The organism is Bradyrhizobium sp. SZCCHNR1093 (genome assembly GCF_032381175.1).
In the GTDB taxonomy this organism is placed as follows: domain Bacteria; phylum Pseudomonadota; class Alphaproteobacteria; order Rhizobiales; family Xanthobacteraceae; genus Bradyrhizobium.
The window spans coordinates 160,603-184,863 of sequence record NZ_JAUHJJ010000006.1 but is presented as its reverse complement, the minus strand read 5'-3'; the positions used below and the strand labels follow the sequence as shown (position 1 = coordinate 184,863).

Below are 24,261 nucleotides of genomic sequence, written 5' to 3'. Positions count from 1 at the left end.
GATGTCCTCATGCTGCGTTCGGCTTGGTGGGCTGGAACGGATCCAGGCCGCACGCCATTCGATAATAGAGTTCGTATCGCGGATGATTGGCGACGAGGCCGCGGCTGTCGATCGCATGATCGATCAGCGACTCGAGCAGGAGACGGGCGCCCTTGGGCGGCAGATGCACCCCGTCGAAATCGAACTCCGGACGCAAGAGATCGCCCTCGGTCAGGTCGGGCCAGCGGTCGACCGTGAAGAGGTTCACCGAACGCACCTTCTGCGCCAGCTTCCAGTTGAACGCCTGAACCAGCTTGGTCCGGACGGAGACAGGGCAGTCGTAGTTCTGCAGCTCTCGGATGCGCGCTTCCTGCCGGGTCGGGGGAACGACGCTCTGCACGTAGACGCGCTTGAAGCCGGCCTTGACCAGCTGATCGAGCCCGGCGACGAACGGCCCGAGCCGTGCCTCGATCGCCTCGTCGATGAGATCCCACGGCACCAGCGGCTTGTCGAGCAGAGGCAACGTGGTGGCGAACGGCGGAACGAAGTCGTGGGTGTCCTTGAGGAGTTGCAGGAGCGGACCGCGAACGTCGATCTCGCCGACGGTGATCATGATCAGCGGCGGCCGCACGGCCTGGCCGACCGCCTTGGCAATGGCGAAATCGACCTCGTCCATCGACAGATGCGTCGCGCGTCCGTTGCGCACCAGGCCCTCATATTCGAGGAAGGCGATGAAGTCAGGATGAAACTCGCCGGTGGCGGGATCATAGAACTCCCGCGCCGTGGCGCCGGGGATGTACTTGGTACGGGCCATCACCCAGGCGCCGGTCCACCGCTCCCGGAACACCATGTTCCGATACGGCAGGGAATGGCTGTCGCCGACGATATAGACCGGCAGAACCGCTTCGAGCTCGGTGTCCACGCTGATACGTCCCCCTCACATCACAGGCTCGGCCGCGGCCGCCGCTCGTCCTCAGTTGTTACGGCTCGCGGCCAGTGCGCGGTAGAACTCGTCCTCGTCGCAGATGATCTGCGGCGCGGCCGGAGGAGCCGCCGGTTGCATTCGTTCGTCATCACGTGCGGATCGCACCTCTGCGCCAGCGTCCTCGCCGGTGAACTGCGCGAAGAACAGCTTCATCGCGCGCGCGACGCCTTCGGACGTGACCGAGCGCGCATCGTCGGCGAAATACGCCCCCGCGTTCTTCGCATTGGTGATGATCTCGTAGGACGCGAAATAATGCACGTTGTCGAAGCGCCGGACCATCTCCTCGGCGGCGACGCGCAGCACGCTCTTGGAATAGGTCGTGGCCTGCAGCACGTGGCGCGGCTCCATGGTGGCGGCGAGCGGGACCGGCGAGACCGTCAGGATGATCTGCAGGCGCGGATTTGCTGCCGACATCAGGTTGATCGCCTCGGCAAGATAGCCGGTGGTCTCCATGACCGATAGATTGTGGAACGCGTATTTGGCATCGTCGAAGTCGCCAGCGCTGCCGCACCCCGGACAGGTCGGATACACCGTGCCGTCGAGCTTGGACACCCAGCTCTCGGTCAGACCGAGCGTGAAGATGAAGATGTCGGTGGTTTCGAAGAGCCGCCGCACCGCCTGCAAATGCCGCTTCAGATCTGCTTCGGCCTCGACCATCGAGACGTAGCCGCGCGGCGTGATGCGGGGGCGCAGCAGATCGAACACCCAGCCGTCGCTGTCGGTCCAGAACTGATCGGCCGGTTGGAAACCGCCGAAGGCGCGCTGCAGCAGTTGCAGCAGTTGCAGGGTGCTGTAGATGTTGCCGTAGCGCGCGGAGAACACGCCATAGCCGAAGCGCTCCTCCTGCTCGGGCGTCAGATGCGGCGGCGCGGGCTCGGTGACATAGTAATTGTAGCCGCGCTCCTTCAGGGCGCGCGAGATGTGCTGCGCGAAGCAACTGCCGGCCGAGGCGACGCGCTGATCAGGACCGAAGCGGAGCCGCGCGGTCAGATGAGGATCGAGATCGGATGGGCTGCGCTCGGCAACGGCCTGACGCCAGAAGCTGCTCGCGGGCAGCGTGGTGTAGGGACAACTCATGCACTCACCCTCTGACCGCATGGGGCCGCGACGCAACGAAAGCGAAGCGCATGCTGCTCAAGCCCTCGGCTTCATTCCGAGATAGGAATGAATGATGAACTTGGTGCCCTGGATCGAGTAGTCGCCGGAATGGCTGGCGACGATGTTGAAGCGGCTGACGAGGTCGGCCCAGGCCTTGCGCTCGCCGGCCTCGGGGTCGGCCTCGTTGCAGTTCCAGTCGTCGAAGCAGAGCACGGCGCCCTTCGAGATGAAGCCGCGTTCGAAGCACGGCACCAGAGCATCCATGGTGGATGAGTAGAGGTCGCCGTCGAAATGGATCAGTGCAAAGCGCGTGTCGTCCGGGAGCAGCTTCACCGTGTCGGCGAACCAGCCTTCATAGATCTCGACCCGGCTGGGCGGAATGATGGCCTCGACCATGGTCCGCAGATCCGCGGCGCTGAGAATCCTGCAGCCGCCCTTCGACCAGGTGCCCGATTTCACGTGCTGCGACTCGAGGTCGACCTGCGCCGTGATTTCCGGCAGGCCCTCGAAGCTGTCGAACAGGCGCAGCTTGCGCAGCGGCTGGTTCGGCTGATAGCGCGGGTCGAACACCATCGCGTTCGCCAGGGTGCGCGCGGTGAAGCCGCCCATGGTGCCGAATTCGGCGATATCGCCTTTGACATCGGCGCTGTTGATATACATCACGCTCAAGGTCAGCGTGCGCGCGATCTCCTTGGCGGGCAGGATCAGGACGTCGTCGATATCGAAGAACAGGTACGGCGCGCTAATCTTGTGGGCGTCGAGCCGTTCCAGGGCTTCGGTCTGCCGCGTCCGCGGCTCCGACCCCGCTCCGGCGGCCGGCGCGGGGACCGGTTGAGGCTCGGGTTCGGGCTTTGGCTCCAAAGCGGCCTGCGGCCGTTCCGGAGGCGGCTGCCCCATCAGCGCGCGCTTGATCGAGCGCAGCTTGAACAGGGTCTGGGGGGGCAGGCCTTCGGCGATCGCCACCTTCAACGACTTCGTCATGACAGCCCCGTTCCCTGCCGCTCGCGATGTTTCGCTGCCAATCTATAGATACATTTTGCAAAGATCGCAAAAGCGGCATGCGGGATCCGCACTCGTTTTGCGTGGGTCTTCAGCCGGGGAGGCCGACAAAGCCGCAATCCGGGTCGCCGGCGCTCGAGCCGGTTCCGACGTGCGCGTCGACGACGAATTGGCTCGCATCTTCAGGTGCATCACCCTTGTCCAGTCAGGTGACGAAAAATATTCTTCTTTCGTTTTTCCAGAAAACGTGGTTTTCTCTCGCCATCCCGCCTCGTGCAGAGGGACGTACGCGTCGTCACGATACGTGGAGGTGGGCTGCGATGGACGTGACGGCTGCGCCCGACGAGCGCAAGCGTTACGGACGGCGAAGTCGTGTGGTCCTGGCCTCTCGACGCTGAGGTCTGCGCAACGCGCCAAAGGCGCGTTGTCGCAAAATGGGGGCAAGAACGCCGATCCCCAGGGAGAGCACGAAGGACACCGTTAAAACCGATCGCGCGGGGAAGGCCGGGATGTCCCAGCCGAACCTGTGGTACCTGCCGCCTGCATTTCTTTCTGCAGGCGGGCCATGGGGGCGGCAGGCTCCCGGCCTTCCTCGCGCCCTCTCAATCGAGAGGGCGACGATCTACAGCAACACTCGGACGCCAATGCGTCGCGAGAGCGCCTGTCGACGCTCTCAGCTCGCACTCATTCGAAGAAGATGAATTCGTGGTCGCCGGTGTAGCCGGAGCGCTTGAATTCGAACGCCCATTCCTCGGGGGTGTGGAAGATGCGGCAGGTGAGCTGCCAGTACATCAAATTCACCTTCTCGCGCTCGTTGCGGTAGCCCTCGACGCAGAGATATTTGGCGCCGCGGCTGACGCGCTCCATCTCGCGCAGGGCGGCATCGAGATCGTAGTTGTAGAGGTTGTGCAGCGTGTTGATCGAGATGACCAGATCGAAGTGCTTGTCGGGGTAGGGCAGCTTGGCCGCGCTGCCGACCTGGCAGAACGGCTTCACGCTCTCCATCGTGTGCTCGACGCCGTAGGACGAGACGTCGATGCCGGCGACCTCGAGATCCGGGATGGCCTCGCGGAAATCGTGCAGAATGAAGCCCTTGCCGGAGCCGACGTCGAGCACGCGCATGCCCGGCTTGATGCCGTACGTCTCGATCATCGCGTCGGCGACCTTGCGCCAGCGGCCGTCATATTTGTAGCCGCCATAGCCGGTCTCGCGGCTGCCGTCCCAATAGTCGTAATCGTACTTGATCGCCATCTCCGCGACATCGGCCTTGTCGCGCTGGGTGACGCGCGCGAGATAGTCGCGCTTGGTCGATTTGTGGACGAGACTGACGAACTCGCGGTAGGCCATGAAGATCTCCGGGCGTGGGATTGTCGGTTAGTCGGATGTGGCGCCGATCAGGCCGAGCTGCGCCTCGGCCTTGGCGAGCTGCGCGGCGCAGCGCTGCGCCCAGGCGCCGGTGTCGGCGAAGGCGCGCCTGATGGCGCCGAGCGGCAGGAAGTCGTTCAGGATGATGCAGGTCCACTTGACCTGGTAGGCATCGAGCAGCAGCCGGCAGCGCGCGACGCTGGCCGCGTCAAGCCCGAGGCCCTCCGTCAGCCGCTCGATGAAATGCTCGTGCACGGCCAGCGGCACCGGCACCTCCGGCTGGCAGAAGAAGTCCGACACCAGCTTGGCCGGGTCGTCGCGGCCGGCATATTCGAAATCGAGGAAGGTCAGCTTGCCCGCGTCGTCGATCAGCGCGTTGTGGAAGCCGAAGTCGGACGGCGATAGGCAGACCTGATCGGCGGGGATGGCGGCCTCCAGGCCGAGCCCTTCGGCCGCGGCGCCGCTCAGAATGGTCGCCTTCACGTCGGCCCAGGCCGGCTGCAGCCGCGCCGCCACGAATTGCCGGGCCTCGGCCACATGCGGCACGTCGGCATCGAGCGTCGCCAGCCGCGCGACGCGGCGCTCGACGGTCGCAATGTGCTCGGCCAGCGAGAAGCAGGCCTCCGAGCCCGGCGCCAGCGCAGGGCGGGGCGGGGCGTTCACCGCGAGCACGAAATCGATCGCGGCCTCGACATGAACAGGTGCCAGCTCGGCAGCCGTCAGCTTGCGTCCTTCGACGAAGCTGTAGAGGCCAGCCTGCTCGGCGCGGTCGCAGGCCAGCGGTTCCGGCACGACGCGGACGCCGCGCGACCAGGCATGGCTGATGAAGCTCCATTCAGCGCCGAGCCGGTCGCGGGTGTCGCGGGCATCGGTGAAGTAGCGCTTGAGGACCAGCGGGCCGTCGGCGGTGTCGACGCGAAAGACCTGGTTGTTGCGGCCGCCGGCCAGCCGCGTCAGCGCCCTGGGGCTCGCCTTGCCGGCCTGCGCGGTGAGGCGCTGCGCCAGCGCCAGCAGCGCGGCATCGGCGCCCGCGCTGGCCTCAGCCGCGGTCACGGACGACATCCGCCGCGATCTCAGCCCAGGAGGTGCGGCGCTCATAGCCCGTGGCCTTGGTCGCGAACTGGTCCTCCGGATCGAACAGCACCTTGCGCATGCCTTGCGGAAATCCGGCCATGGCCAGGATCTCCGGCAGGTCGTCGACGAACAGCTCGCAGGCCAGCGCGTGGGCGCGGGCGACCTTGTCGTCCTTGGTCAGCTCGAAGAACACCCGCTCCGGCGCGATCTGGCCGGGCGCTGATCCCATCAGGCCGCGGTCGGTCAGGAAGCCGCGCGCCGCGGCATGCATGTCGTGCTTCGGTCCGAGAATGGGGTGCCGGGTCTTATGGCTGACGATGAACAGGTCATGGCCGGCGGCACGGGCCGCATCGACGAATTCCGCGAAGCCGGGGTAGGGCGACACCAGATCCATGCGGGCGCCGTAGACATAGCCCTGCAGCTCGGTGAAATCGTCCTTGCGCCCGCTGCCGTTGAGATGGTCGCGGACGCTGTTCTTGTCGCGGCCGAGATCGGCCGGGATCAGGCCGCGCTCGAGTGCTGCCGCATGAAACACGCCGTCATAGCAGGCGATCGTGTTGTCGAAGTCGATCCCGATCCGCATGGCCTGGACTTAACGCAGCGACATGTCGATCAGCGGACGGCCGACCTTGCCGGCGGCCAGATCCTGCAGCGCCTGGTCGGCCTGGGCGAGGCTGTAGGGCTTCGACAGGAGATCCCGCACCGGGAAGCGGCCGGAGCTCAGCAGCCGGCCGTAGCGGCCGTAGTCGCGATCCGGCACGCTGTCGCCGCCCCAGGTGCCGAGCAGGCTCTTGCCCTGGTTGAAGACGCCGGGATTCAGCGTGAGCGCCGCGCCATGCTTGGCGTTGCCGATGACGACGGCACGGCCGCCCTGCTGGCGCGTCGAATTGATCGCCTGCTCCATAACGGCCGGAATACCGGAGGATTCGACCGCGAGATCAACGCCCTGCGGCACGATCTTCTTGATCTCGGCCAGCACGTCGCCACCAGCGTCGATCACGTGGGTCGCGCCGTAGATATGCGCCAGCGCGCGGCGGGTCGGATTGGGATCGATGCCGATCACCGGCATGGCGCCCGCGAGCGCCGCCGCCATCAGCGCGTTGAGGCCGATGCCGCCGGTGCCGAACACGGCGACGGCGTCGCCCGGCTGGACCTTGAGCACGTTGTAGACCGCGCCCATGCCGGTCGGCGCCGCGCAGCCGAGCAGCACCGCGACATCCATCGGCAGGTCGGGCGGCAGCAGGGTCAGGCGGTTCTCGCTGACGACCGCATGGCGCTGGAAGGTGGTGACGCCGCCGGCGTTGACCTTCTTGCCGTCCCAGTCATAGACGGCGCCGCCGGCCTCGATGCCCGTGCCCTTGATCCAGGACAGCACGACCTTGTCGCCGACCTTGACCTTGGTGACGGCGCTGCCGGCCTCGATCACCGTGCCGGTACCCTCATGGCCCAGGCAGTGCGGCACCCATTTGTCCTCGCCCTTGTCGCCGCGCCACTCCATGACCTGCGTGCCGCAGGCGCCGGAATAGGCGATCTCGACCAGCACCTGGCCCGGCTTCAACGCGGGGGTCTCGATCTCGGCCAGCACGAGCGGTTGGCCGGTCTGGACCAGGAGGGCAGCTTGGGTCTTCATGTGATGTCTCAGCTCAACGCGTGGATGATCTTGTCCGCGATCTGGTGGCCGGTCAGTCCCAGCACCTCGCGGGCATATTCCTGTTCGCCTGATTTCTTGAAGAAGGCGTCCGGCGTGCCGAAGCGCAGGAACTTCTGGTGCTTCGTCTCGGTGTCGGCGAGCCATTCGGAGACGGCGGAGCCGAAGCCGCCGATCAGCGAATGCTCCTCGATGGTCGCGACCAGCTTGAAGCGGCTGAAGGCCTGCTTGAGCTTGTCCTCATCCAGCGGCTTCACGGTGTGGAAGCTGACGACCTCGGCGGAGATGCCCTTCTCCTTCAATCTATGTGCGGCTTCAATGACTTCCGGCAGCATGTTGCCGGTCGAGAGCAGGCAGACGTCGGAGCCTTCCTCGATCGTGATCGCCTTGCCGATCTTGAAGTCCGTGATGGGGCCCTTGTGAACGACCGGCTCACCCTTCTTGCCCATGCGGATGTAGACTGGGCGGTCCTGCTGCATGGCCGCGCGCAAGGCGCCGCGCACCTCGAAGGCATCGCCCGGGCAGATCACGACCATGTTCGGGATCGAGCGCAGGAACGAGATGTCCTCGCAGGCGTGGTGGGTCGGGCCGAGGCCGGAATAGGCGAGGCCGGCGCCGACCGCGACGATGGTCACGGGGACCTCGTGATAGCAGACGTCGGTGCGGATCTGCTCCAGGCAGCGCGTCGTCACGAACGGCGTGATCGTGTAGGCGACCGGGCGCAGGCCGTTCATGGCCATGCCGGCGGCGACGCCCATCATGTTGGCCTCGGCGACGCCGCAGTTGAAGAAGCGGCTGGGGTGCTTGTCCTTGAACTTGTCGAACAGGCGGTTGCCGATGTCGCCCGAGAGCATGACGACGCGGCTGTCCTCGTTGCCGAGCTTGGTCAGTTCGTCAGCGAACGCGTTTCTCATGACAGGCCGAGCTCCTTGAACGACTTGACGACTTCCTCAGCGGTCGGGGCGCGATAGTGCCAGTTGTTGTCGTCCTCCATGAACGACACGCCCTTGCCCTTCACGGTGTGGGCGATCAGCGCCACCGGCTTGCCCGAGCCGTTCGGGATGTTCTGCATGGCTTCCGCCAGCGCGCCGATGTCATGGCCGTCGATCTCGTGGGCGTCCCAGCCGAAGGCGGCCCATTTGTCGCGCAGCGGCGCCAGCATCAGGGTTTCGTTGGAGCGCGCGGTCGCCTGCCACTTGTTGTAGTCGACGACGACGCAGACATTCTCGAGCTTCTGGGCGGCGGCGAACATCGCCGCCTCCCACACCGAGCCCTCGTTGTTCTCGCCGTCGGAGAGCAGGGCGAACACGCGGTAGTTCTCGCCCTTGATGCGCCCTGCGAGCGCCATGCCGCAGCCGAGCGGCAGGCCGTGGCCGAGCGAGCCGGTGGCCGCCTCGACGCCGGGCAAAAGGTTCGCCGGCGGATGCTCGGCGAGCCGGCCGCCGTCCTGGCAGTAGGTGTCGAGCTCCTCGATCGGGAAGTAGCCCTTCATCGCCAGGGTCGCGAACAGCGCCGCGGCGGCATGACCCTTGGAGAGGATGAAGCGGTCGCGCAGCGGGTCGGAGGGATTCTTCGGGTCGATGTTCAGCACATGCCAATAGGCTGCGGTCATCGCATCGGCGCAGGACAGCGACGAGGCCAGATGCGCGGCCTGCGCCTTGTGCGACATCTCGATGATCTTGCCGCGCAGCCTTGCGGCCTGCGCCTTCAGGGCGGCGGCGTCAGGCTTGGCCGCCGGGCTCCGGACTGCAACGTTCATCGTGCTCTCCAGTCGCGCTTCTCCGGGAAGCGCAGGGATCGATCAGGGTTTATGTTCGTACTTGGTCGGCAGCTTGGCCATGACATCCTCGAAGCGTCGCGCCCAGGCGATGACGTCGTCGATGCCCTGTTCCAGCGAGTAGGTGTCGCGCCAGCCGAGCTCAGTCCGCAGCTTGAAGCTGTCGAGCGTATAGGCAGTGTCCTTGCCGGGACGCTCCGGGCCGATCTCGACGCAGTCCTCGAAGGTCTTGCCGAGGCGGGCCAGGATCATCTCGACCAGCGTGCGGATCGAGACCAGCTCGTAGCCCGAGATGTGATAGGTCTCGCCGAGCTTGCCGCTGCGACCGATCTTCACCGTCGCATCCGACACGTCGGTCATGTGGATGAAGACGCGGATCGACTTGCCGCCGCCGTCGAGCCGCAGCTTCTGCCCGGTCATCGCCGCCACGATGGTGCGCGGCACGATGCGATAGAGCTGCTGGCCCGGGCCGTACACATTGGCCGCACGTGTGAAGACCACGGGGAACTGGTAGTTGGCGAAATAGGTGCGCAGGCTCATGTCGCCGGCCGCGCGCGACACCGCGTAGGGCGTCGACGGGTTGAAGGCTGCGTCCTCGCGCACCCAGCCCTCGGTCGAGCCGTAGACCTCGGGCGTCGTGACGTGGACGTAGCGGTCGAGGCCGTCATAGTTGCGCAGGATGTCGTGCAGCCGGACCGCGGAGACGACGTTGGTCATCATCCAGTGGTCTGGATACAGCCAGCTCTCGCCGACCATGCTCTGCGCCGCGAAGTTCACGACGTGAGTCGGCCGCTCCGAGGCCAGCAGCGCCTTGAGCGCATCGAGATCGTGATTGAGATCGACGCGCTGGAAGCGGACCTTGCCGGGACGCTTCTGCCACTTGTACGGCAGGAAGGCGTCATGCGGCTCGTCCGAGCGGCTGGTCGCGATCACGTCGTGACCGGCCGCGGCCAGGAAGTCGACGAAGGTTGCGCCCGAAAACGAGTTCGAGCCGAGGATCAGGTACTTTTCGTTCGCAGCCATCGTCCCTGTCCGTCAGACCTCGCGCGTCGTGATGATGTCGCCGCGCTGGGCGTACAGCCACTGCATGATCATGTGGCCGATCACCATCTGCGCGTCCTCGGCGATCTGCATGTCGTCGACCGCGAAATGGATCGGCACGTCGGCGAGGGCCTTGGCCTTGCCGCCGGAGAAGCCCAGCACGGCATAGCTGGTCATGCCGATCTTCTTGCCTTCTTCCAGCGCCTTCAGGATGTTCGGCGAGTTGCCGGAGCCGGAGAAGGTGATCAGCACGTCGCCCTTGCGCGCGAGCACCGCGAGCTGCAGCGAGAACACCTGGTCATAGCCTTCGTCATTGGCGAGGCAGGTGATCACGGATGGGTTCGACGACAGCGAGTGCACGCGCAGACCCGAGCCTGGCGTCTTCGAGAGCGCGTAGAGGAAATCGTTGGCGAGGTGGTTGGCGTTGCCACCGCTGCCGCCATTGCCGCAGAAGAACACCTGCCGGCCGGTCTGCCAGCAGTCGCGCAGATCATAGGCGAGCTTCTCGACCGGGCTCCAGTCGAAATCCTTCAGCACGGTGCTGAAGCGGCTGGTGTAGTCGGCGAACAGGCTGCCGGGGGTCTTGAAGGCCAGGACGTTCATTTCACGACCTCCTTCTCCATCCATTTCAGATTGTACCAGCGATCGTCGTTCTTGAGCTGGCCCTGCGAGTACATGCCGATGATTTCCTTGATCGCGTCTTCCACTGTCTTCTTCGGGCGGAAGCCGGTCGCGAGCAGGCGATCGGAGTTGACGCGATAGCTGCGCGGGTCGTTCGAGGGCGTCACGATGACCTCAGCCGGCACGTGCTTGGTGACCAGATTGGCGATGTCGAGGATCGAGATGTTCTCGAAGCCCGCATTATAGATCCCGGTGTGCTCAGGATGATCGAGCAGGAAGAGATAAAGGTCGGTGATGTCGTCGATGTGGATGTTCGGCCGGGTCTGGTCGCCGCCGAACACGGTGATGCGGCCGTTCATCAGCGCCTGCATCGTCAGCATGTTGACGGAGACGTCGAGCCGCTGGCGCGGAGAGTAGCCGCACACGGTCGCGGGACGGACGATCTGCACCACCATGTCATCCTTGTAGGACAGCACGATGCGCTCGCCGCACATCTTGGTCTTGTTGTACTCGGAGATCGGCAGCAGCTCGAGATCCTCGGTGACCTGCTCCTCTTCCTTCACGCCGTAGACGCTGCCGGAGGACGCGTAGATGAAGCGCTTGATGCCGTGGCGATAGGCGCGGTCGGCGAGCTGCATCGTGGCGAGGCAGGAGATCTCCCAGGTCAGCTTGGGGTCGAGATCGCCGCACGGGTCGTTGGCGACGCTGGAGAGATGGATGATGGCGTCGACCCCGGTCAGGTCGATGGCGTCGGGATTGCGGACGTCGCCCTGGACGACGGTGAGATCCGGATGCGGCTCGAGGAAATTGCCGAACCACATGATGTCGAACGCGACCACCTTGTGGCCGGCCTTCAAGAGCTTCGGCACGAGCACGCTGCCCTTGTAGCCGCACGCTCCGGTCACGAATATCTTCATCTGAGCAATCCCCGTGGCTCGCCTGTCGTGTCGCCGGCTGGCGCGTCGCGCGCACCTTTATACAAATTGGCTAGGGAAGGCGACCAGCCCGGCGGCGCAAGCCGCCCGTCAGACGTCCCCGCCACGGCGCGGTTCGTGATTAAACTCCAAATGGGCCCGGCGCAAGCTTTCCGGGTTACCGATATCCCGATGATAACCGCTGGTTTCCACGCACAAAATGCGTCCGAGATAGTTGGGGATGATTTCGGTGGAGAGATCGACGATCGGCTTTCCCAACGCGGCGATGTCGGTGATGACGGCAGGATCGAACACGTAGACCGCGCCATTGGCGAGGTTCCCAGGCGGATTCTTGACCTTCTCATGGAAGGCGATCACCCTGTGCTGATCGTCCAGCTCGAGAATCCCGCACGAGCTCGGATCATCGGTGCGGAACGCGAGCATCGTCATGATGCAGCCATCAGGGCGGTTGCGATGGGCGGAGAGCAGCCCCGCGACGTCGAAATCCGTCAGATTGTCGGCGTGAGCCACGAGGAAGGGCTGGTCGCCGAACCAGGCGCGGTTGGCAAGCACGGTGCCGCCCGTCCCGAGCAGTTCATCTTCGTGAACGAGATCGATGCGGTCCCGCCAGCGCGATTGCGCCACGTGCACGCGCACCTGTTCGGCGAGCCAGTGTGTATTGAGCAGCGCGCGCTCGATGCCGCCTTCGAACACGAGATCGAGCCAGTAGTCCAGCAATGGCCGGTCGTGCACACGCACCAGGCATTTCGGCGTCGTATTGGTCAGCGGGCGCAGCCGGCTTCCGATCCCCGCCGCGAGCAGGAGGGCACGCATGACGACATCCTACTCCTGGCTGAACCCGGTCTCGTCGATTTCCCGCACCAGCTCTGCCGTCGTCAAGGGAAGGTTGCCGACGCGGGAGACCTGGAGGGCGGCCGCCAGCGATCCGAGATAGGAGGCCCGCCAGATATCGGCGCCCGCGCGCAGGCCCATCGAGCAGGCCATGAAGAAGCTGTCGCCGGCGCCGGACACGTCCTTCGGCGACGGATTGAACGCCGGCAGCCGGTCCGAGGTGAAGGTGCCATCCGCCAAGGTGTTGATCAGCGCGCCTTCGGCGCCGAGCGTGATCACCAGATTCTTGGTGCGGGCCCGCTCGACCAGTCGCTCGCTGATCACGGCGAGGCCCGAGATGAAGTCGTTCAGCGCGACGCGCGCCTCGCGCTCGGTCGGCGTCAGCAGGGTCATGCCCTTGAAGCGGGAGACGTCGCCGGTCTGCGAGGACACCTGGCTGTCGGCCGCCATCATCACGCCCTGTGCGCGGGCGCGATCCGCGATCGCGTCGACCAGATCCTGCGGCAGGCAGCCATAGTTGAAGCAGGAGAACAGCAGCAGATCGCAGGTCTTCAAGGCACGCTCGACCGATGTCAGCATTTGCCGCTGCAGGTCGGCGTCCGAGGCGTGCTGGCGCAGATGGTTGACCCGCAGCAACGTCTTGTTGAGCGCGCGAAAACGCTGTTTGCGCGTGGTCGGCCGGCTCTGGTCGGTGAAGGCGTTGAAGTTGACGCCATGCTGTTCCAGCGTGTTGCGCGCGAATCGCGCCGCCTCGTCGTCGCCGACGAGCGTGAAGAACTTCACGTCCGCGCCGAGGCCATGGGCATGCGCCGCAACCGCGCCGGCACCGCCGACGAAGGTGCGGGTCATCAGCGGCGTCACCACGATGGTCGGATCCTCCTGGGACATGCCGACCGCATCGCAGGTGACATATTCGTCGACGATCAGGTCGCCGATGACGGCGACCCGCATGCCGGAGAGCTTGCGGAGCAGATCCTTCAGATTCGTGATCTCGAAGCCGTGGCGCTTGGGAAATTCCTGCGGTTTGCGAACCGTGGAGATGTCGATGTTGGCGTCGCGTTCCAGCAGCGACAGCGACGCAAAGCGCAACTCACCGGACGAGAAGATCAGCCGCCCGCCATAGACGTCCACGGCCTCCTGCTCGGGATTGGCGCGATCCTCGAACTCCTTGCCCTTGACGACGACGGTCGGCTTCAGATGCGCGATGAAGTCGGACGCCGACCTATCCAAGCGCACGGCATGGTGCACAAAGGCGATGGAACGCACATTTTCGAGGCGCATGTCCTGCGCCAGGGTCACGCCGGGCGTCGAATCGGGATTGACGCCCACGACCAGCACGTCGGCCTGCTCGGCGGCGAACTTCAAGAGCCGTAGATGTCCGGGGTGCACGACGTTGAAGTTGCCGGACACGAACGCAATCGTCTCCCCGGAGTCACAAGAGGCGCGAACAGTCTGGCAGGCCAGATCCATCTCACTCATATCGATCACCTGATCCAAGGAATTCGCCTCCGGCTCGATCGGGCTGAGGTAGGACATCCGGCCACCGTGTCATTCGCCGGCCGAAGAACTCCGATGCAAAGCGTCGCTGTCGCCCGGCACATCTGCACCGCGAATCCCGTTCCGATCTGCATCTTTCATGCTCGACATTGATTTCGTTGCGAAAAAAACAAGCGTGACCCCGAGATCGGAGCGATGGAGGGGCCGGCGGCCGATCATTTCCAATGGTCTCTTTATCAGGTGTGCGCAGCAGCACAAACAGTCCTGTTAGCTTGCGGTTGTGTGGTCGCGTCGGAATGCGGCTTCCGGAGAGCTCATCGTCCTTCACGGCAATGCTCGGCGCTGTGCAGACGAATCAGGCGAAGGATGGATCCAAGAATGCTCCGGCGAGAGACGGACTGCGTTGCGCTGGTCGGCGGGCCACGCGGAAAAGCCTCGGGGACGCCAGTCTCTCGCAGGACGTCTCAGTGATAGAGGTCGAACTGTTCACCTTGTCCTTTTTCAAGATCGGCCGTCAACGCGCTGCGGTCGATCAGCGGAAACAGCTTGCTGAACTCGGGGCGGTCCAGCAGTGCGAGGTAGGTCTTGAGCATGCCCCGTTCCGAAGGATGCGCGGGATCGAAGAAGTTGCCGGCATCGCGCGATATCTCGGTGCGGCTCATGTCGAAGAACTGAATGCCTAGCTGCGCAAATCTTTCGACGGTCTGTGGACTCCTGATCTCGCGCCAGAGTCCGGAATAGGGCCAATAGGCCTCATCGGTGTCGAGAAAGGCGGCAGCGCTCTCCAGGAGCGGATACTGGATTGCAATCACCGAGAACCCGCGCTCGCGGGACAGCCGAGACAGCCGCTCGATCTCGCCAAATTCGCGTTCGCTGAGATGGGGCGCGCCCGGAAACGAGGAGGTGACGTATTGAGCGCCGCGCGCCAAGGTTTCGGCTGCTGCATTCCGGTAGGGTGGCGCGACCATGACGGAACCATCCTTGCGGAACCCGAACTTGCCACGGATCGCCTCTGTTCCTATCAGCCTGTTGTTGTCAACAGGCTCGAGCTGCGGCGTCATCATGGCCGAACGGATTGCATCGAGGTCTCCGTGGGCCCGCGTGACGAAGTCTGCGACGTCGTGCAGCTTCCGCCGATGCGAATCGATGCCCTGGGCGAAGTCCATCGTGCGTTCTTTCCGCCAGACGTCAGCGAGGAAATCGCCAAACAGGAAGTAGTCCAGCGCTACGACGACTACGCGCGGCTTCGCCACCGTGGTTGCGCGATCGACAAAGTCCACAACGTGCGTGAGAGGCCAAGCCGTCAGGCACGCATTGTAGGTCACATAGGGGCGGAACATCTGCTCGCGCGCCTGACCGCACCGCGAACTTCCTACCAGCAGAACCTCAGGACGGACCTGTTTGATTCGTTCGAGCTTGTAGGGTGCATAGTCCTTGAAGGTGCCGAGCCAGACCAGCCGTTCTGTGCGCGATTGCTGGGCTGCAATCATGGAGAGCGGAACGGTCGCGCCCAATCGCCAGCCGGCCCATTCGAAAACAGCCAGCAGCGGCAGGAAAACGACAGCAAACAGCGCCACTACGATCGCAAGATACCGCGCCAAAGTTCGAGCCCGCCTTGATGATTGTGCTTCGGGAGTTAGCGAGTTTGGCTCGCAATCCGCGTCGTGCTGGGAGTTGGTTGCGCTAGAATCAGGCTAATAGCTTGGCGTGGTTGCCGCAAGCGGATGATGCGCCAGCGCCACGCCGCCTGCCTGGACAGCTTCGACGAGAACATATTCGGATTCCTCAGCAGGATCGGCGCGATCGACGGCCCTTCTGCGTTCACTAAGCCAGAATGTCGGTGGCGAGGGCTCGAGGCCCGTCGCTTGCCACGCCCGGCTCGTTCAGAATTGGAAGTAGAGGAACTGCGAGGTGTCTCCGGCAATGATGTTCATCAGAACTGCCGCCACGAGCGCGATGGAAGTTCCGATTGCCCACGGCAAGGACGGTCGCCACTTCAGGTTCAGAATGCTCCAGGGACGAGGGTTGTGGTAGGTTTCCAGCCCGACCTTCCAACGCTCGAACATTGTGTTCACGTTGGGCAGGGTGAAACAGGCGACATAGCCTGCCAGGATCGCGATCATGACGCGCGGATCGACGAGGTTCGTTGCCGTGATCTTCTCCGGGTTGGACAGGGCGAGCATCCCCTTGATCAGCCTGACCGCGGCATTCGGATTGTCGGCCCGGAAGAAAACCCATGCCAGAACCACGACGAACTGTGTCAACAATAGAGCCGCCACCGCATACCAGGCGGTCGCCGACAGGCGGGTGAGGGCCGGTCGCTGCGCGACGAATTTGCTCCAGCGATGATTGACGATCAGAAACAGCCCGTGCAGGGCGCCCCAGATGATGAAGGTGAAGCCGGCGCCGTGCCAGAGACCGCCGAGCAGCATGGTGGCGAAGAGGTTGGCGTTTCTCCGGTGCTCGCCGTAGCGGTTGCCGCCAAGCGGGATGTAGAGATAGTCGCGCAGGAAGCGCGACAGCGAGATATGCCAACGGCGCCAGAATTCGACGATGCTCAGCGACTTGTAGGGGGAATCGAAGTTGAAGGGCAGCCGGATCCCGAACATGATCGAGATGCCGATCGCCATGTCCGAGTAGCCTGAGAAATCGAAGTAGATCTGCAGCGAGTATGCGAGCGCGCCGCCCCAGGCGTCGATCAGGTGAAGGTGGCTCGAATTGGCGGCCTGGAACACGGGATTCGCGATCAGGCCGAACCCATCCGCGATGAACGACTTCTTGAATAGCCCAATGGTCAGAATCGTGAGGCCGACCGCGACTTTTTCGAGCGAAATCCTTCGGCTCTCCTCCGAGCCGAATTGCGGCATCATCTCGCGGTGATGGAGGATCGGGCCGGCGACCAGATGCGGGAAATACGTGACGAACAGGCCGTATTTCACGAAGCTTCGCTCATCGGAATACCCCCCGTAGACGTCGGCGAGGTAGGCGATCTGGGTGAAGGTAAAAAACGAAATGCCGAGCGGGAGAACGATCGCGAGCGAGGGGTGTTTCGACGCGGTGATCGCATTGAGGATCTGGATGCCGAAATTCGTGTATTTGTAGAACGCGAGCGCAGCCAGGTTGAGCGTGATGGCAGCTGAAAACAGGCCAGTGCGGAGCTTTCCGGTCTGTCCGGCAATCAGCAGGCCCATCGTATAATTGAAGACGATGGAGACCAGGATGATCGGGACGAAGTGAATGTCCCAATAGCTGTAGAAGGTGAGCGACGCCGCGGTGAGCCAGCTGAGGCGCACGACGGGGGCGGCGAAAAAGCGAGCCAGCAGAAAATAGCCGACCAGGGTCACCGGCAGGAACAGGAACAGAAACTCAAACTGCGTGAAAAGCATAACAAGTTTCTTGATGTTGCTGCATATTGCGTTGCTTTATCAATGATTGAGGGCGCTGCCAAGTTGGGTGCACCTCTCCCGCTGCGAATTTCGGGGGATGCCGCCTCCTGACGGCAGCGACGTGCGGCCGGCCTCTCGAAAAGAGCGGGCCCTTTTCGATCAATGATTCTTCTGCTATGGCAGCTCGAAAATCTGACCAACGACGCCAATCCGACGACGCCATGATGGGGTTTCGCGCAATCACTCTCGCCGATGATCGTAGCGGCGAGGAAACCCTCTATGGGCCATGCAGATGACATCCCGATAGGTCTGCGCTCTCGCGCGCAAAGCAAACTGGGGAGGAGCGGGAAACCCTCTGTTCCACCGGCTGACGTCGTGTCTAGACTCTCGTTGTCGAAGCCGAAAGCAGCTGCCACGACACCCACCGAGACAACCTATCGAGCGGGAATTGCGTCATGTCGACAGTCGGCCGGTCTGCACCGGAAAAGTCAGCTGAACCGGGTGGATTCGGGCGCTATCTCATCGCAGTCGGAATTGTGGGCCTGGCGGCCGCGTTCGCGTTTTCGCTCGGTTTGTCGCTGTTCTCGTCCGACGTGTGGACGTTGCGCGATGGAGTGCTGCAGATTCCGCGCCAAGGCGACACCAACTGGTATCGTGATTTCGGAGGCCGCAGCATTCCGCAGATCCAGGACCAGGATATCTTCTACAGCAACCTCGGAGGATCGGTCGAAGCCGCCAAGCGGGCTGACATTGTCTTTCTTGGTCCGTCCTTCGTCAGCTATGCCGTGGACCGGCAGACGCTCGCGCAATCGCCGGTGCTCGGTCGATTGGGGATCTACAACATGGCCTTCGTGGGCATTCGCGGCGGTGAGTTCTCGCGGCTCGTGATCCAACGCTGGAAAATCCGTCCGCGTCTGTGGATCATCAATGCCGACGATCAGTTCGTGCACTTTTTCAGCAACGATCTCAACGTCACTCTTGGTCCGCAGAAACAGCCCATTGCCGCCGTCCAGCGCAATCGAATGCGGGGGTACCTGACGGTGATCGGCCGCAATTTGCACTGGCGTATCGAGGACTTGGTTGCGGCGTATCAGAATGGCTATTTCTCGCCCACCGGCCTCTATCGCAACATCACTGATGGTGACATGGCGCTGGATGCCAATCCGGGCTACGTCGCCTTGGGCAACAAGCCGATGCTGTCGGCCCGCAATCCTGACTGCCATACGACCCCCGCGATTGTCGACTATGCGAAGAGATTTCTCAATGAGGTGGGCGGAGAGGCCGTGCTCACATTGGTCCCGCATAGCCAGTCTTGCGTCCAGCAGGCCGCAGAACTGGCAAGGGAATTGAACATCGAGCTGATCGCGCCGCCATTCGATGGCCTGACGACGATTGACGGCGGCGGCCATTTGGATCGGCAGGGCGCTCAGGTCTTTACGAGCCATCTTGCTCGCGAGATCGTCAAGACGGCGGCCTTCAAACGGGCATTTCCCGACGGCAAATGATTGTGCGGGATTTCAGCAAAAGGAGACGCCGGCGCCATGCCGGTTCGTCCGAGACGTCGACGTCTCCCTGCCATCAGGGGCGATGTGACCAGGTGCGGTTGGATGCCGGAATTTCTGAATTCTCCTCTCTCTTAGGTTTGCTCGCGTTCATCCCCATGTTCGGCTTGGAAAATTCCCGACACCTCTGTTATAGGTGCGATCCAAACGGTTCAATCCCTGGTTGGCATTTGCGGGGCGATGTCTCCTTGGGGGAATCTCGCATCCGACCCGGCGAGCGTGCTGTCCTCATCCCGAGAAGTGATCCCGGGCGCGCAGCGCAGGCGACTTGAACGGCCGGTCGTCCAAGCTCTGCCTTGATCCGAACGCGCGGAATCGGGGATTTCAAGGTTGTGTGGAACTTGGTCGTATGAAACTGCAAAAGCGAAGGCCGATGCGCGGCGGGCGCCGACGGTTTGTCTACCAGGTCTTTGTCATAGTCGGGGCGACCCTCAATCTGCTGCCGCGACGCGTGGTGTTCCTTGGCCTGGTGATCGCCTTCGCCGCGAGACTTCCGCTCAGGCGGCGCCTGGCTCAGGCGTATTTTCCCTATGTGACGTCATATCTTGCAACTCGGCCGGAGTTTCGTTTTTCGACAGCTCTCAGCCGCCATTTCCCCGCTGCCTCGCTTCGAGCCCTGAGCAGCATCGGTGCCTATCGCGAGGCCGCCGGCATGGTCGGCCGCGATGCCTTGGCGTCCGATGACGCGGAGACCAGATACGCGCTGGTTCGATCCTTGTTCGAGCTGGGCGAGTTTTCGGAGGCGCGCGACGCCGCGGCAGGAGCGAAGCCCGAACAGCTCGAGGCGATGGTCGATCTCGCCTTCTACAAGGCCATGGTCGACCTCATCGAAGGGGATGAAGCGGCGGCGCTCGATGCGATGTTCTGGGCGTGTCGGAGCAGCCTGCATTTTTTCCGTCCCCACCAGAACATCGCGGCTCGGAATTCACCGCGTTACTTCCCGAACAGCCTCGATTTCCTCTGCGGGGCTCGCGGCCGGCTGTTCGACCTGTGCAACTTCACGGGCCAGCGCGTGATGCATGTCGGTCGCGGCGAGATTGCAATTCGCTTGTACGAGCGGGCTTTGAACGTGCAGCAGGAACTCCGGGCATCGCCGCCACCGCTTTCTGATGAGTTGAGGCGGCTGCTCGACCGGCTCGGCGTGACCCTGGATGCGCTGCGGCTCGTTCCTGAGGAATGGGCGACGCAGATCGGCCATCTGGGCATGCTCGACATCCTGTTTCGCATGCGAGAGCTGGGCTGGTGGTCAGGCGAAGCCGTGATCGTCGTCCGCCCCGACAGCATCGCCAATGCGGTCTTCTTCAAGCTGTTTGAAAGTTTCGGCAAGGTCGTGGTGATCGGTGAAACCGTATCGGAGCGACTGGGTGAAGAACTGCTGTCCTTGCAGCGCTGGTACGGGTTGAATTTCAACGCGTTCAGGCTGCCGGACGGGCGGGTCGTACCTTGGCAGGACGCCGGTGCGATCGCCATCGAACAATGGGAGCGCGAGGGAAGAGGGCATCCGCTGCGTGACGCCTACGATCGGAGTGCGGCCGCCGCAGCGGCTGGCTTCGACGCGTTCCGTTCCAGCCACGGCATGAAGCCCGACGACTGGTATGTGTGCCTGCACACGCGGGACGCTGCGCACTATTTCGAGTTCATGGGCACAGGGCAGACCCATCGCAATGCGCCGATCGAGACGTCTTTGGACGCCATTCGTCTGATCACCACCCATGGCGGATGGGTCATCAAGCTCGGTGGTCCGAACTCGCCGAGGCTTCCGCCGATGGCTCGCACGATCGATTACGCGCTGAGCGAATTCAGATCGGAGCTGATGGACATCCACCTGATTCGCCATGCCCACGCATTCATTGGGACGACGTCCGGGTTGACGAATGTCGCTGTCAGTTTCGGCATTCCTTGTGCGATCGTGAATGCGATCACGACCGACGCCCAGCTGTGGAACAGCAACGTCCGTTTTGCCCTCAAGCCCGTCAGGCTAGCAGACGGCACCGTGCTGACGCAGCATCAACTGACGACGTCGCCCTGGCGCTGGCGCGTGTTCGATGCGGCCGTGCTGGGCCGGAGCGGTGCGCATCCGGAGACCAACTCGGCGGACGACATCCGCCACACGGCCGATGAGGTCCTGGCCATCGCCGACGGTCGGTTGGCTGAATTCGAAGGCGATCACGATGGCGCAGGACTGTTGTCGCGCTGGAGGCGTGCGCTGGGGCTGCCCTATTACTACGGCACCAGCCGTCCGAGCCTCGGTTTCCTGGCCAATCATGAGACGGAGTTGCTGCGCGACGCCGTCGAGGGCCACTGAGCCATGCAGATGGGGGACGGGGTGGCGGAGATGGCACCATGTGCGGCATAGCCGGCCTGCTTCGCCCCGGCGGAGCCGACGAGGCCCAACTGACCGGGATCATTGATCGCATGACGACGGCGCTGGCGCATCGGGGGCCAGATGCGTCCGGCACTTGGATCAGCGCTGCGAGGGGCCTCGCCTTCGGACATCGCCGTCTGGCGATCCTCGATCTCTCCGAGGCCGGGGCGCAGCCGATGCACAGTGCCTGCGGGCGCTACACCGTCACCTTCAACGGCGAGATCTACAACCATCTCGATGTCCGTGCCGAGCTGGAGGCCGGTGGCGACGCGCCGAATTGGCGCGGTCATTCCGATACCGAAACGCTGCTCGCCGCGATCAGCCGATGGGGCGTTCGACCGACGCTTCAGCGCCTGATCGGCATGTTCGTCTTCGGGCTGTGGGACGCCGAGACTCGGCAATTGATCCTGGCACGCGACCGCTTCGGCGAAAAGCCGCTGTTCTACGGCTGGAGCAACGCTGATCTGGTGTTCGGCTCCGAGCTCAAGGCGCTGGCGGCGCATCCCTCCTGGGCGCCGTCGCTCGACCGAGCGGCGCTCACGGCGTTCATGCGCTATTCCTACGTGCCGGCGCCCGCCACGATCTGGACCGGCATACGCAAGCTGCCCGCGGCGTCGTTCGTGAGCTTCCCCGCGGATGCGGCTCCTGGCGGCTGGCCGCTGCCGCAACCCTATTGGTCGCTGCGCGATCGTGTCGCCGCCGCTCAGGACGATCGCATTGCCGACGAGGGCGAGGCGGTCGAACGGCTGGAGCAGCTGCTGTCGGTGGCCGTGAAGCGACAGTGCTTGTCGGACGTGCCGCTCGGCGCGTTCCTGTCCGGCGGCGTCGATTCGTCGACGATTGTCGCCCTGATGCAGGCGCAGGCGGGCCAGCCTGTGCGCACCTTCAGCATCGGCTTCGCCGAAGGCGGCTACAACGAGGCCGAGGACGCGCGCAACGTCGCGCAGCATCTCGGCACCGATCACACCGAGCTCTATGTCGATGCGCGGACCGCGATGGACGTGGTGCCCAAGCTGCCGCGGATCTATGACGAGCCGTTCGCCGACTCCTCGCAGATCCCGACGCATCTGGTCGCGCAGCTCGCGCGCCGGCATGTGACTGTCGCATTGTCAGGTGACGCGGGCGACGAGCTGTTCGGCGGCTACAACAGGCATGTATGGGGCGGCGCGCTGCAGGCGCGCCTTGGTCGCGTGCCGATGTCGCTGCGGCGTGCGATTGGTGCCGTTCTCGGTGCGATCGCCCCAGAGCCGGCCGATACGGTTCTCAGGGCGCTGCAGCCGGTGTTGCCGGCCCGATTGAAGGTTCGGCATGCCGGCGATCAGGCGGCCAAGCTCGGCCGCGTCATTGCCGCCGACGGCTTTGATGGCCTCTACCGGGCGCTGTGCTCGATCGATCAGGATCCGGCCGGGACGGTGGTGGGCGGCACGGAGCAGGAAAGTTGGGCAGGGAACGAGATGCGGCAGCTTGCGGCGCAGCTCGACCCGCTCGACCGCATGACCCTGGCGGACTCCCTCAGCTATCTCAGCGACGACATCCTGCAGAAGGTGGATCGCGCGGCGATGGCGGTGGCGTTGGAGACGCGCGTGCCGTTCCTCGACAAGGACGTCGTCGAGTTTTCAGCCAAGGTTCCTTCCAGCATGAAGGTGCGGGACGGTCGCGGCAAATGGCTGGTACGACAGGTGCTGTATCGCCACGTGCCGGCTGAGATGATCGATCGGCCGAAGACGGGCTTCAGCATTCCCCTCGACGCGTGGCTGCGTGGGCCGTTGAAATCGTGGGCCTCGGACCTGCTGTCGCCGGAGCGGCTGAGGCGGCAGGGTCTGTTCGATCCGGTGCGGGTGACGCGCATGTTCGACGAGCATCTCAGCCGCCGCCACAATCATTCCTACTGGCTTTGGAACGTGCTGATGGCGCAGGCCTGGCACGACGAATGGGCGCGCGCCGCCTAGAGCATGATCCGGAAAAGTGGAAACCGGTTTTCCGAAAAGATCATGCTTAAACAAAGAGATGAGATCATGATGCGATTCCGTGGAATCGCATCATGATCCAGGTCAGTCTTCGACCGTCGCGGGAACGGCGAGGCGGCCAGCGCTCTTTTCGGCGCTGAGAATCCACACGAGTCCGCCCATGCCGCCGACGATGAAGTAGACCGCGCCGAACAGGATCGAGACCACGGTGCCGTCGGCCGGCGCAAGCCCGGCATAGCCGAATGCGACCATCATCGTCGCCTCGCGGACGCCCCAACCAGCGATCGAGATCGGCAGCATCGTGATCAGCATGATCGGCGGGGTCAGCAGGAACAGTTGTTCGAATGCGGCTGGCGCCGCGATGGAGCGCACGGCGCACCAGGCGATGACGACGGCCAGCACGTGGATCGAAAGCGACAGCACGGCGATCTTCGCGGCCGTGGTCCGGCCGAAGATTACCCTGTTCGCGATCACCGAGCAGGCATAGACGTGGCGCGTCGGCCACCACGCCTTCATCCACGCCGCCGGCAGATGGCCGATGGTGAGGAAGCCGACGCCGGCCGCCAGTGCGGCGGCGTCGACCAGCACCAGGGCCAGGCGCCCGTGCTGGTCGGCGATCATGCCATAGCTCCACGGCAGGCTCGCGACGATGATCAGCGCCAGCGCGATGAAGCCGACGGCGCGGTCGGTCAGGATCGAGTAGCTGGCTGCGCGCCAGCCGGCGCCGGTGCGCCCGATCAGCCACAGCCGCACGGCGTCGCCGCCGATCGAGGACGGCAGGGTCTGATTGAAGAAGGCGCCGATCATGTTGTAGCGGAACGCCTGCATGTCCGTCAGCGGCGCGCCGCACAGCGCGGAGATCTCGCGCCACCGCAGGGCGCCGATGAAGATCTGCACCAGCGTGATGGCCACCGCCAGCCCGATCCAGCCGATGTTGATCTGACTGAGCCGCTCGCGGATCGCCGCAAAGTTGATCCCGCGCAGAGCGAGATACAGCAGAGCCAGCGACACCACGATCCGGAGGAGAAGAATCAAAAACGCACGCATGCCAGGCTGGCTTCGCTCTTGGTTGAAACGGTCCAAGCCGAGTGCGATACGCGCAACGCCCGTCCTGGCAGGGCCGGACCCCGG

The 24,261-nt window shown here is 64.0% G+C and carries 20 protein-coding genes; 3 read left to right on the top strand and 17 right to left on the bottom strand.

All coding sequences use genetic code 11. The features are described from left to right. Positions 1-7: 7 nt before the first annotated feature. From QX070_RS20870 to QX070_RS20795, 16 genes are all read right to left on the bottom strand, one after another. Positions 8-901 (bottom strand): hypothetical protein, encoded by an 894-nt coding sequence (locus QX070_RS20870; RefSeq protein WP_315738908.1) that lies wholly within the window; start codon positions 899-901, stop codon positions 8-10. Between the two features lie 51 nt (positions 902-952). Then, positions 953-2,041, bottom strand: a complete 1,089-nt coding sequence (locus tag QX070_RS20865; protein WP_315738907.1) for a GSCFA domain-containing protein — start codon at positions 2,039-2,041, stop codon at positions 953-955. A gap of 57 nt (positions 2,042-2,098) precedes the next feature. Further along, on the bottom strand, positions 2,099-3,043 hold the full coding sequence (locus QX070_RS20860; protein WP_315738906.1) for a TylF/MycF/NovP-related O-methyltransferase: 945 nt from the start codon (positions 3,041-3,043) through the stop codon (positions 2,099-2,101). A 702-nt stretch (positions 3,044-3,745) separates the two neighbouring features. Continuing rightward, the gene (locus QX070_RS20855) at positions 3,746-4,408 is read right to left on the bottom strand and encodes a class I SAM-dependent methyltransferase (RefSeq protein ID WP_315738905.1); all 663 of its coding nucleotides are present in this window, start codon (positions 4,406-4,408) and stop codon (positions 3,746-3,748) included. A 27-nt stretch (positions 4,409-4,435) separates the two neighbouring features. Then, positions 4,436-5,488, bottom strand: a complete 1,053-nt coding sequence (locus tag QX070_RS20850) for an aminoglycoside phosphotransferase family protein (protein ID WP_315738904.1) — start codon at positions 5,486-5,488, stop codon at positions 4,436-4,438. Further along, positions 5,466-6,083, bottom strand: a complete 618-nt coding sequence (locus tag QX070_RS20845; protein ID WP_315738903.1) for a hypothetical protein — start codon at positions 6,081-6,083, stop codon at positions 5,466-5,468. The genes QX070_RS20850 and QX070_RS20845 overlap by 23 nt, the downstream gene beginning before the upstream one ends. 9 nt (positions 6,084-6,092) lie before the next feature. Continuing rightward, a complete protein-coding gene (locus QX070_RS20840) occupies positions 6,093-7,130 on the bottom strand; it encodes a zinc-binding dehydrogenase (RefSeq protein ID WP_315738902.1) in 1,038 nt (345 codons plus the stop codon). 8 nt (positions 7,131-7,138) lie between these two features. Beyond that, positions 7,139-8,062 (bottom strand): transketolase family protein, encoded by a 924-nt coding sequence (locus QX070_RS20835; RefSeq protein ID WP_315738900.1) that lies wholly within the window; start codon positions 8,060-8,062, stop codon positions 7,139-7,141. Further along, the gene (locus QX070_RS20830; protein ID WP_315738899.1) at positions 8,059-8,907 is read right to left on the bottom strand and encodes a transketolase; all 849 of its coding nucleotides are present in this window, start codon (positions 8,905-8,907) and stop codon (positions 8,059-8,061) included. Before QX070_RS20830 ends, QX070_RS20835 begins: the two co-directional genes overlap by 4 nt. Before the next feature lie 42 nt (positions 8,908-8,949). After that, positions 8,950-9,948 (bottom strand): NAD-dependent epimerase/dehydratase family protein, encoded by a 999-nt coding sequence (locus QX070_RS20825; RefSeq protein ID WP_315738897.1) that lies wholly within the window; start codon positions 9,946-9,948, stop codon positions 8,950-8,952. 12 nt (positions 9,949-9,960) lie between these two features. Continuing rightward, a complete protein-coding gene (locus QX070_RS20820) occupies positions 9,961-10,569 on the bottom strand; it encodes an SIS domain-containing protein (RefSeq protein WP_315712798.1) in 609 nt (202 codons plus the stop codon). After that, positions 10,566-11,504: an SDR family oxidoreductase gene (locus QX070_RS20815; protein WP_315738896.1), complete on the bottom strand. Its 939-nt coding sequence runs from the start codon at positions 11,502-11,504 to the stop codon at positions 10,566-10,568. The genes QX070_RS20820 and QX070_RS20815 overlap by 4 nt, the downstream gene beginning before the upstream one ends. Positions 11,505-11,612: 108 nt before the next feature. Continuing rightward, complete coding sequence (locus tag QX070_RS20810; RefSeq protein ID WP_315738895.1) at positions 11,613-12,335, bottom strand: nucleotidyltransferase family protein; 723 nt, start codon at positions 12,333-12,335, stop codon at positions 11,613-11,615. A gap of 9 nt (positions 12,336-12,344) precedes the next feature. Next, positions 12,345-13,832, bottom strand: coding sequence for a PfkB family carbohydrate kinase (locus tag QX070_RS20805; RefSeq protein ID WP_409998910.1), 1,488 nt, complete (start codon positions 13,830-13,832; stop codon positions 12,345-12,347). 482 nt (positions 13,833-14,314) lie between these two features. Further along, complete coding sequence (locus tag QX070_RS20800) at positions 14,315-15,427, bottom strand: hypothetical protein (protein WP_315738894.1); 1,113 nt, start codon at positions 15,425-15,427, stop codon at positions 14,315-14,317. A gap of 306 nt (positions 15,428-15,733) precedes the next feature. Continuing rightward, a complete protein-coding gene (locus QX070_RS20795; RefSeq protein ID WP_315738893.1) occupies positions 15,734-17,236 on the bottom strand; it encodes an MBOAT family protein in 1,503 nt (500 codons plus the stop codon). 455 nt (positions 17,237-17,691) lie between these two features. On the opposite strand from QX070_RS20795, the gene QX070_RS20790 reads away from it, so the two are divergent. The 3 genes from QX070_RS20790 to asnB all read left to right on the top strand — a co-directional run bounded on the left by QX070_RS20790 (position 17,692) and on the right by asnB (position 23,112). Then, entirely contained in the window at positions 17,692-18,741 is a 1,050-nt protein-coding gene (locus QX070_RS20790) for a hypothetical protein (protein WP_315738892.1), read from the top strand. Between the two features lie 406 nt (positions 18,742-19,147). Further along, a complete protein-coding gene (locus QX070_RS20785; protein ID WP_315738891.1) occupies positions 19,148-21,103 on the top strand; it encodes a TIGR04372 family glycosyltransferase in 1,956 nt (651 codons plus the stop codon). 38 nt (positions 21,104-21,141) lie between these two features. Further along, positions 21,142-23,112, top strand: a complete 1,971-nt coding sequence (gene asnB / locus QX070_RS20780; protein WP_315738890.1) for an asparagine synthase (glutamine-hydrolyzing) — start codon at positions 21,142-21,144, stop codon at positions 23,110-23,112. Positions 23,113-23,214: 102 nt separating this feature from the next. Here the strand turns inward: asnB and QX070_RS20775 are convergent, their stop codons facing one another. Then, the gene (locus QX070_RS20775) at positions 23,215-24,177 is read right to left on the bottom strand and encodes a lysylphosphatidylglycerol synthase transmembrane domain-containing protein (RefSeq protein WP_315738889.1); all 963 of its coding nucleotides are present in this window, start codon (positions 24,175-24,177) and stop codon (positions 23,215-23,217) included. Positions 24,178-24,261: the final 84 nt, after the last annotated feature.

Coding starts and splice junctions, on each gene's coding strand:
- QX070_RS20820 (WP_315712798.1), bottom strand. CDS start 10,569: ATGAACGTCCTGGCCTTCAAGACCCCCGGCAGCCTGTTCGCCGACTAC.
- QX070_RS20795 (WP_315738893.1), bottom strand. CDS start 17,236: ATGCTTTTCACGCAGTTTGAGTTTCTGTTCCTGTTCCTGCCGGTGACC.
- QX070_RS20815 (WP_315738896.1), bottom strand. CDS start 11,504: ATGAAGATATTCGTGACCGGAGCGTGCGGCTACAAGGGCAGCGTGCTC.
- QX070_RS20830 (WP_315738899.1), bottom strand. CDS start 8,907: ATGAACGTTGCAGTCCGGAGCCCGGCGGCCAAGCCTGACGCCGCCGCC.
- QX070_RS20810 (WP_315738895.1), bottom strand. CDS start 12,335: ATGCGTGCCCTCCTGCTCGCGGCGGGGATCGGAAGCCGGCTGCGCCCG.
- QX070_RS20785 (WP_315738891.1), top strand. CDS start 19,148: ATGAAACTGCAAAAGCGAAGGCCGATGCGCGGCGGGCGCCGACGGTTT.
- QX070_RS20840 (WP_315738902.1), bottom strand. CDS start 7,130: ATGAAGACCCAAGCTGCCCTCCTGGTCCAGACCGGCCAACCGCTCGTG.
- QX070_RS20865 (WP_315738907.1), bottom strand. CDS start 2,041: ATGAGTTGTCCCTACACCACGCTGCCCGCGAGCAGCTTCTGGCGTCAG.
- QX070_RS20860 (WP_315738906.1), bottom strand. CDS start 3,043: ATGACGAAGTCGTTGAAGGTGGCGATCGCCGAAGGCCTGCCCCCCCAG.
- asnB (WP_315738890.1), top strand. CDS start 21,142: ATGTGCGGCATAGCCGGCCTGCTTCGCCCCGGCGGAGCCGACGAGGCC.
- QX070_RS20850 (WP_315738904.1), bottom strand. CDS start 5,488: ATGTCGTCCGTGACCGCGGCTGAGGCCAGCGCGGGCGCCGATGCCGCG.
- QX070_RS20855 (WP_315738905.1), bottom strand. CDS start 4,408: ATGGCCTACCGCGAGTTCGTCAGTCTCGTCCACAAATCGACCAAGCGC.
- QX070_RS20805 (WP_409998910.1), bottom strand. CDS start 13,832: ATGAGTGAGATGGATCTGGCCTGCCAGACTGTTCGCGCCTCTTGTGAC.
- QX070_RS20845 (WP_315738903.1), bottom strand. CDS start 6,083: ATGCGGATCGGGATCGACTTCGACAACACGATCGCCTGCTATGACGGC.
- QX070_RS20775 (WP_315738889.1), bottom strand. CDS start 24,177: ATGCGTGCGTTTTTGATTCTTCTCCTCCGGATCGTGGTGTCGCTGGCT.
- QX070_RS20790 (WP_315738892.1), top strand. CDS start 17,692: ATGTCGACAGTCGGCCGGTCTGCACCGGAAAAGTCAGCTGAACCGGGT.
- QX070_RS20825 (WP_315738897.1), bottom strand. CDS start 9,948: ATGGCTGCGAACGAAAAGTACCTGATCCTCGGCTCGAACTCGTTTTCG.
- QX070_RS20835 (WP_315738900.1), bottom strand. CDS start 8,062: ATGAGAAACGCGTTCGCTGACGAACTGACCAAGCTCGGCAACGAGGAC.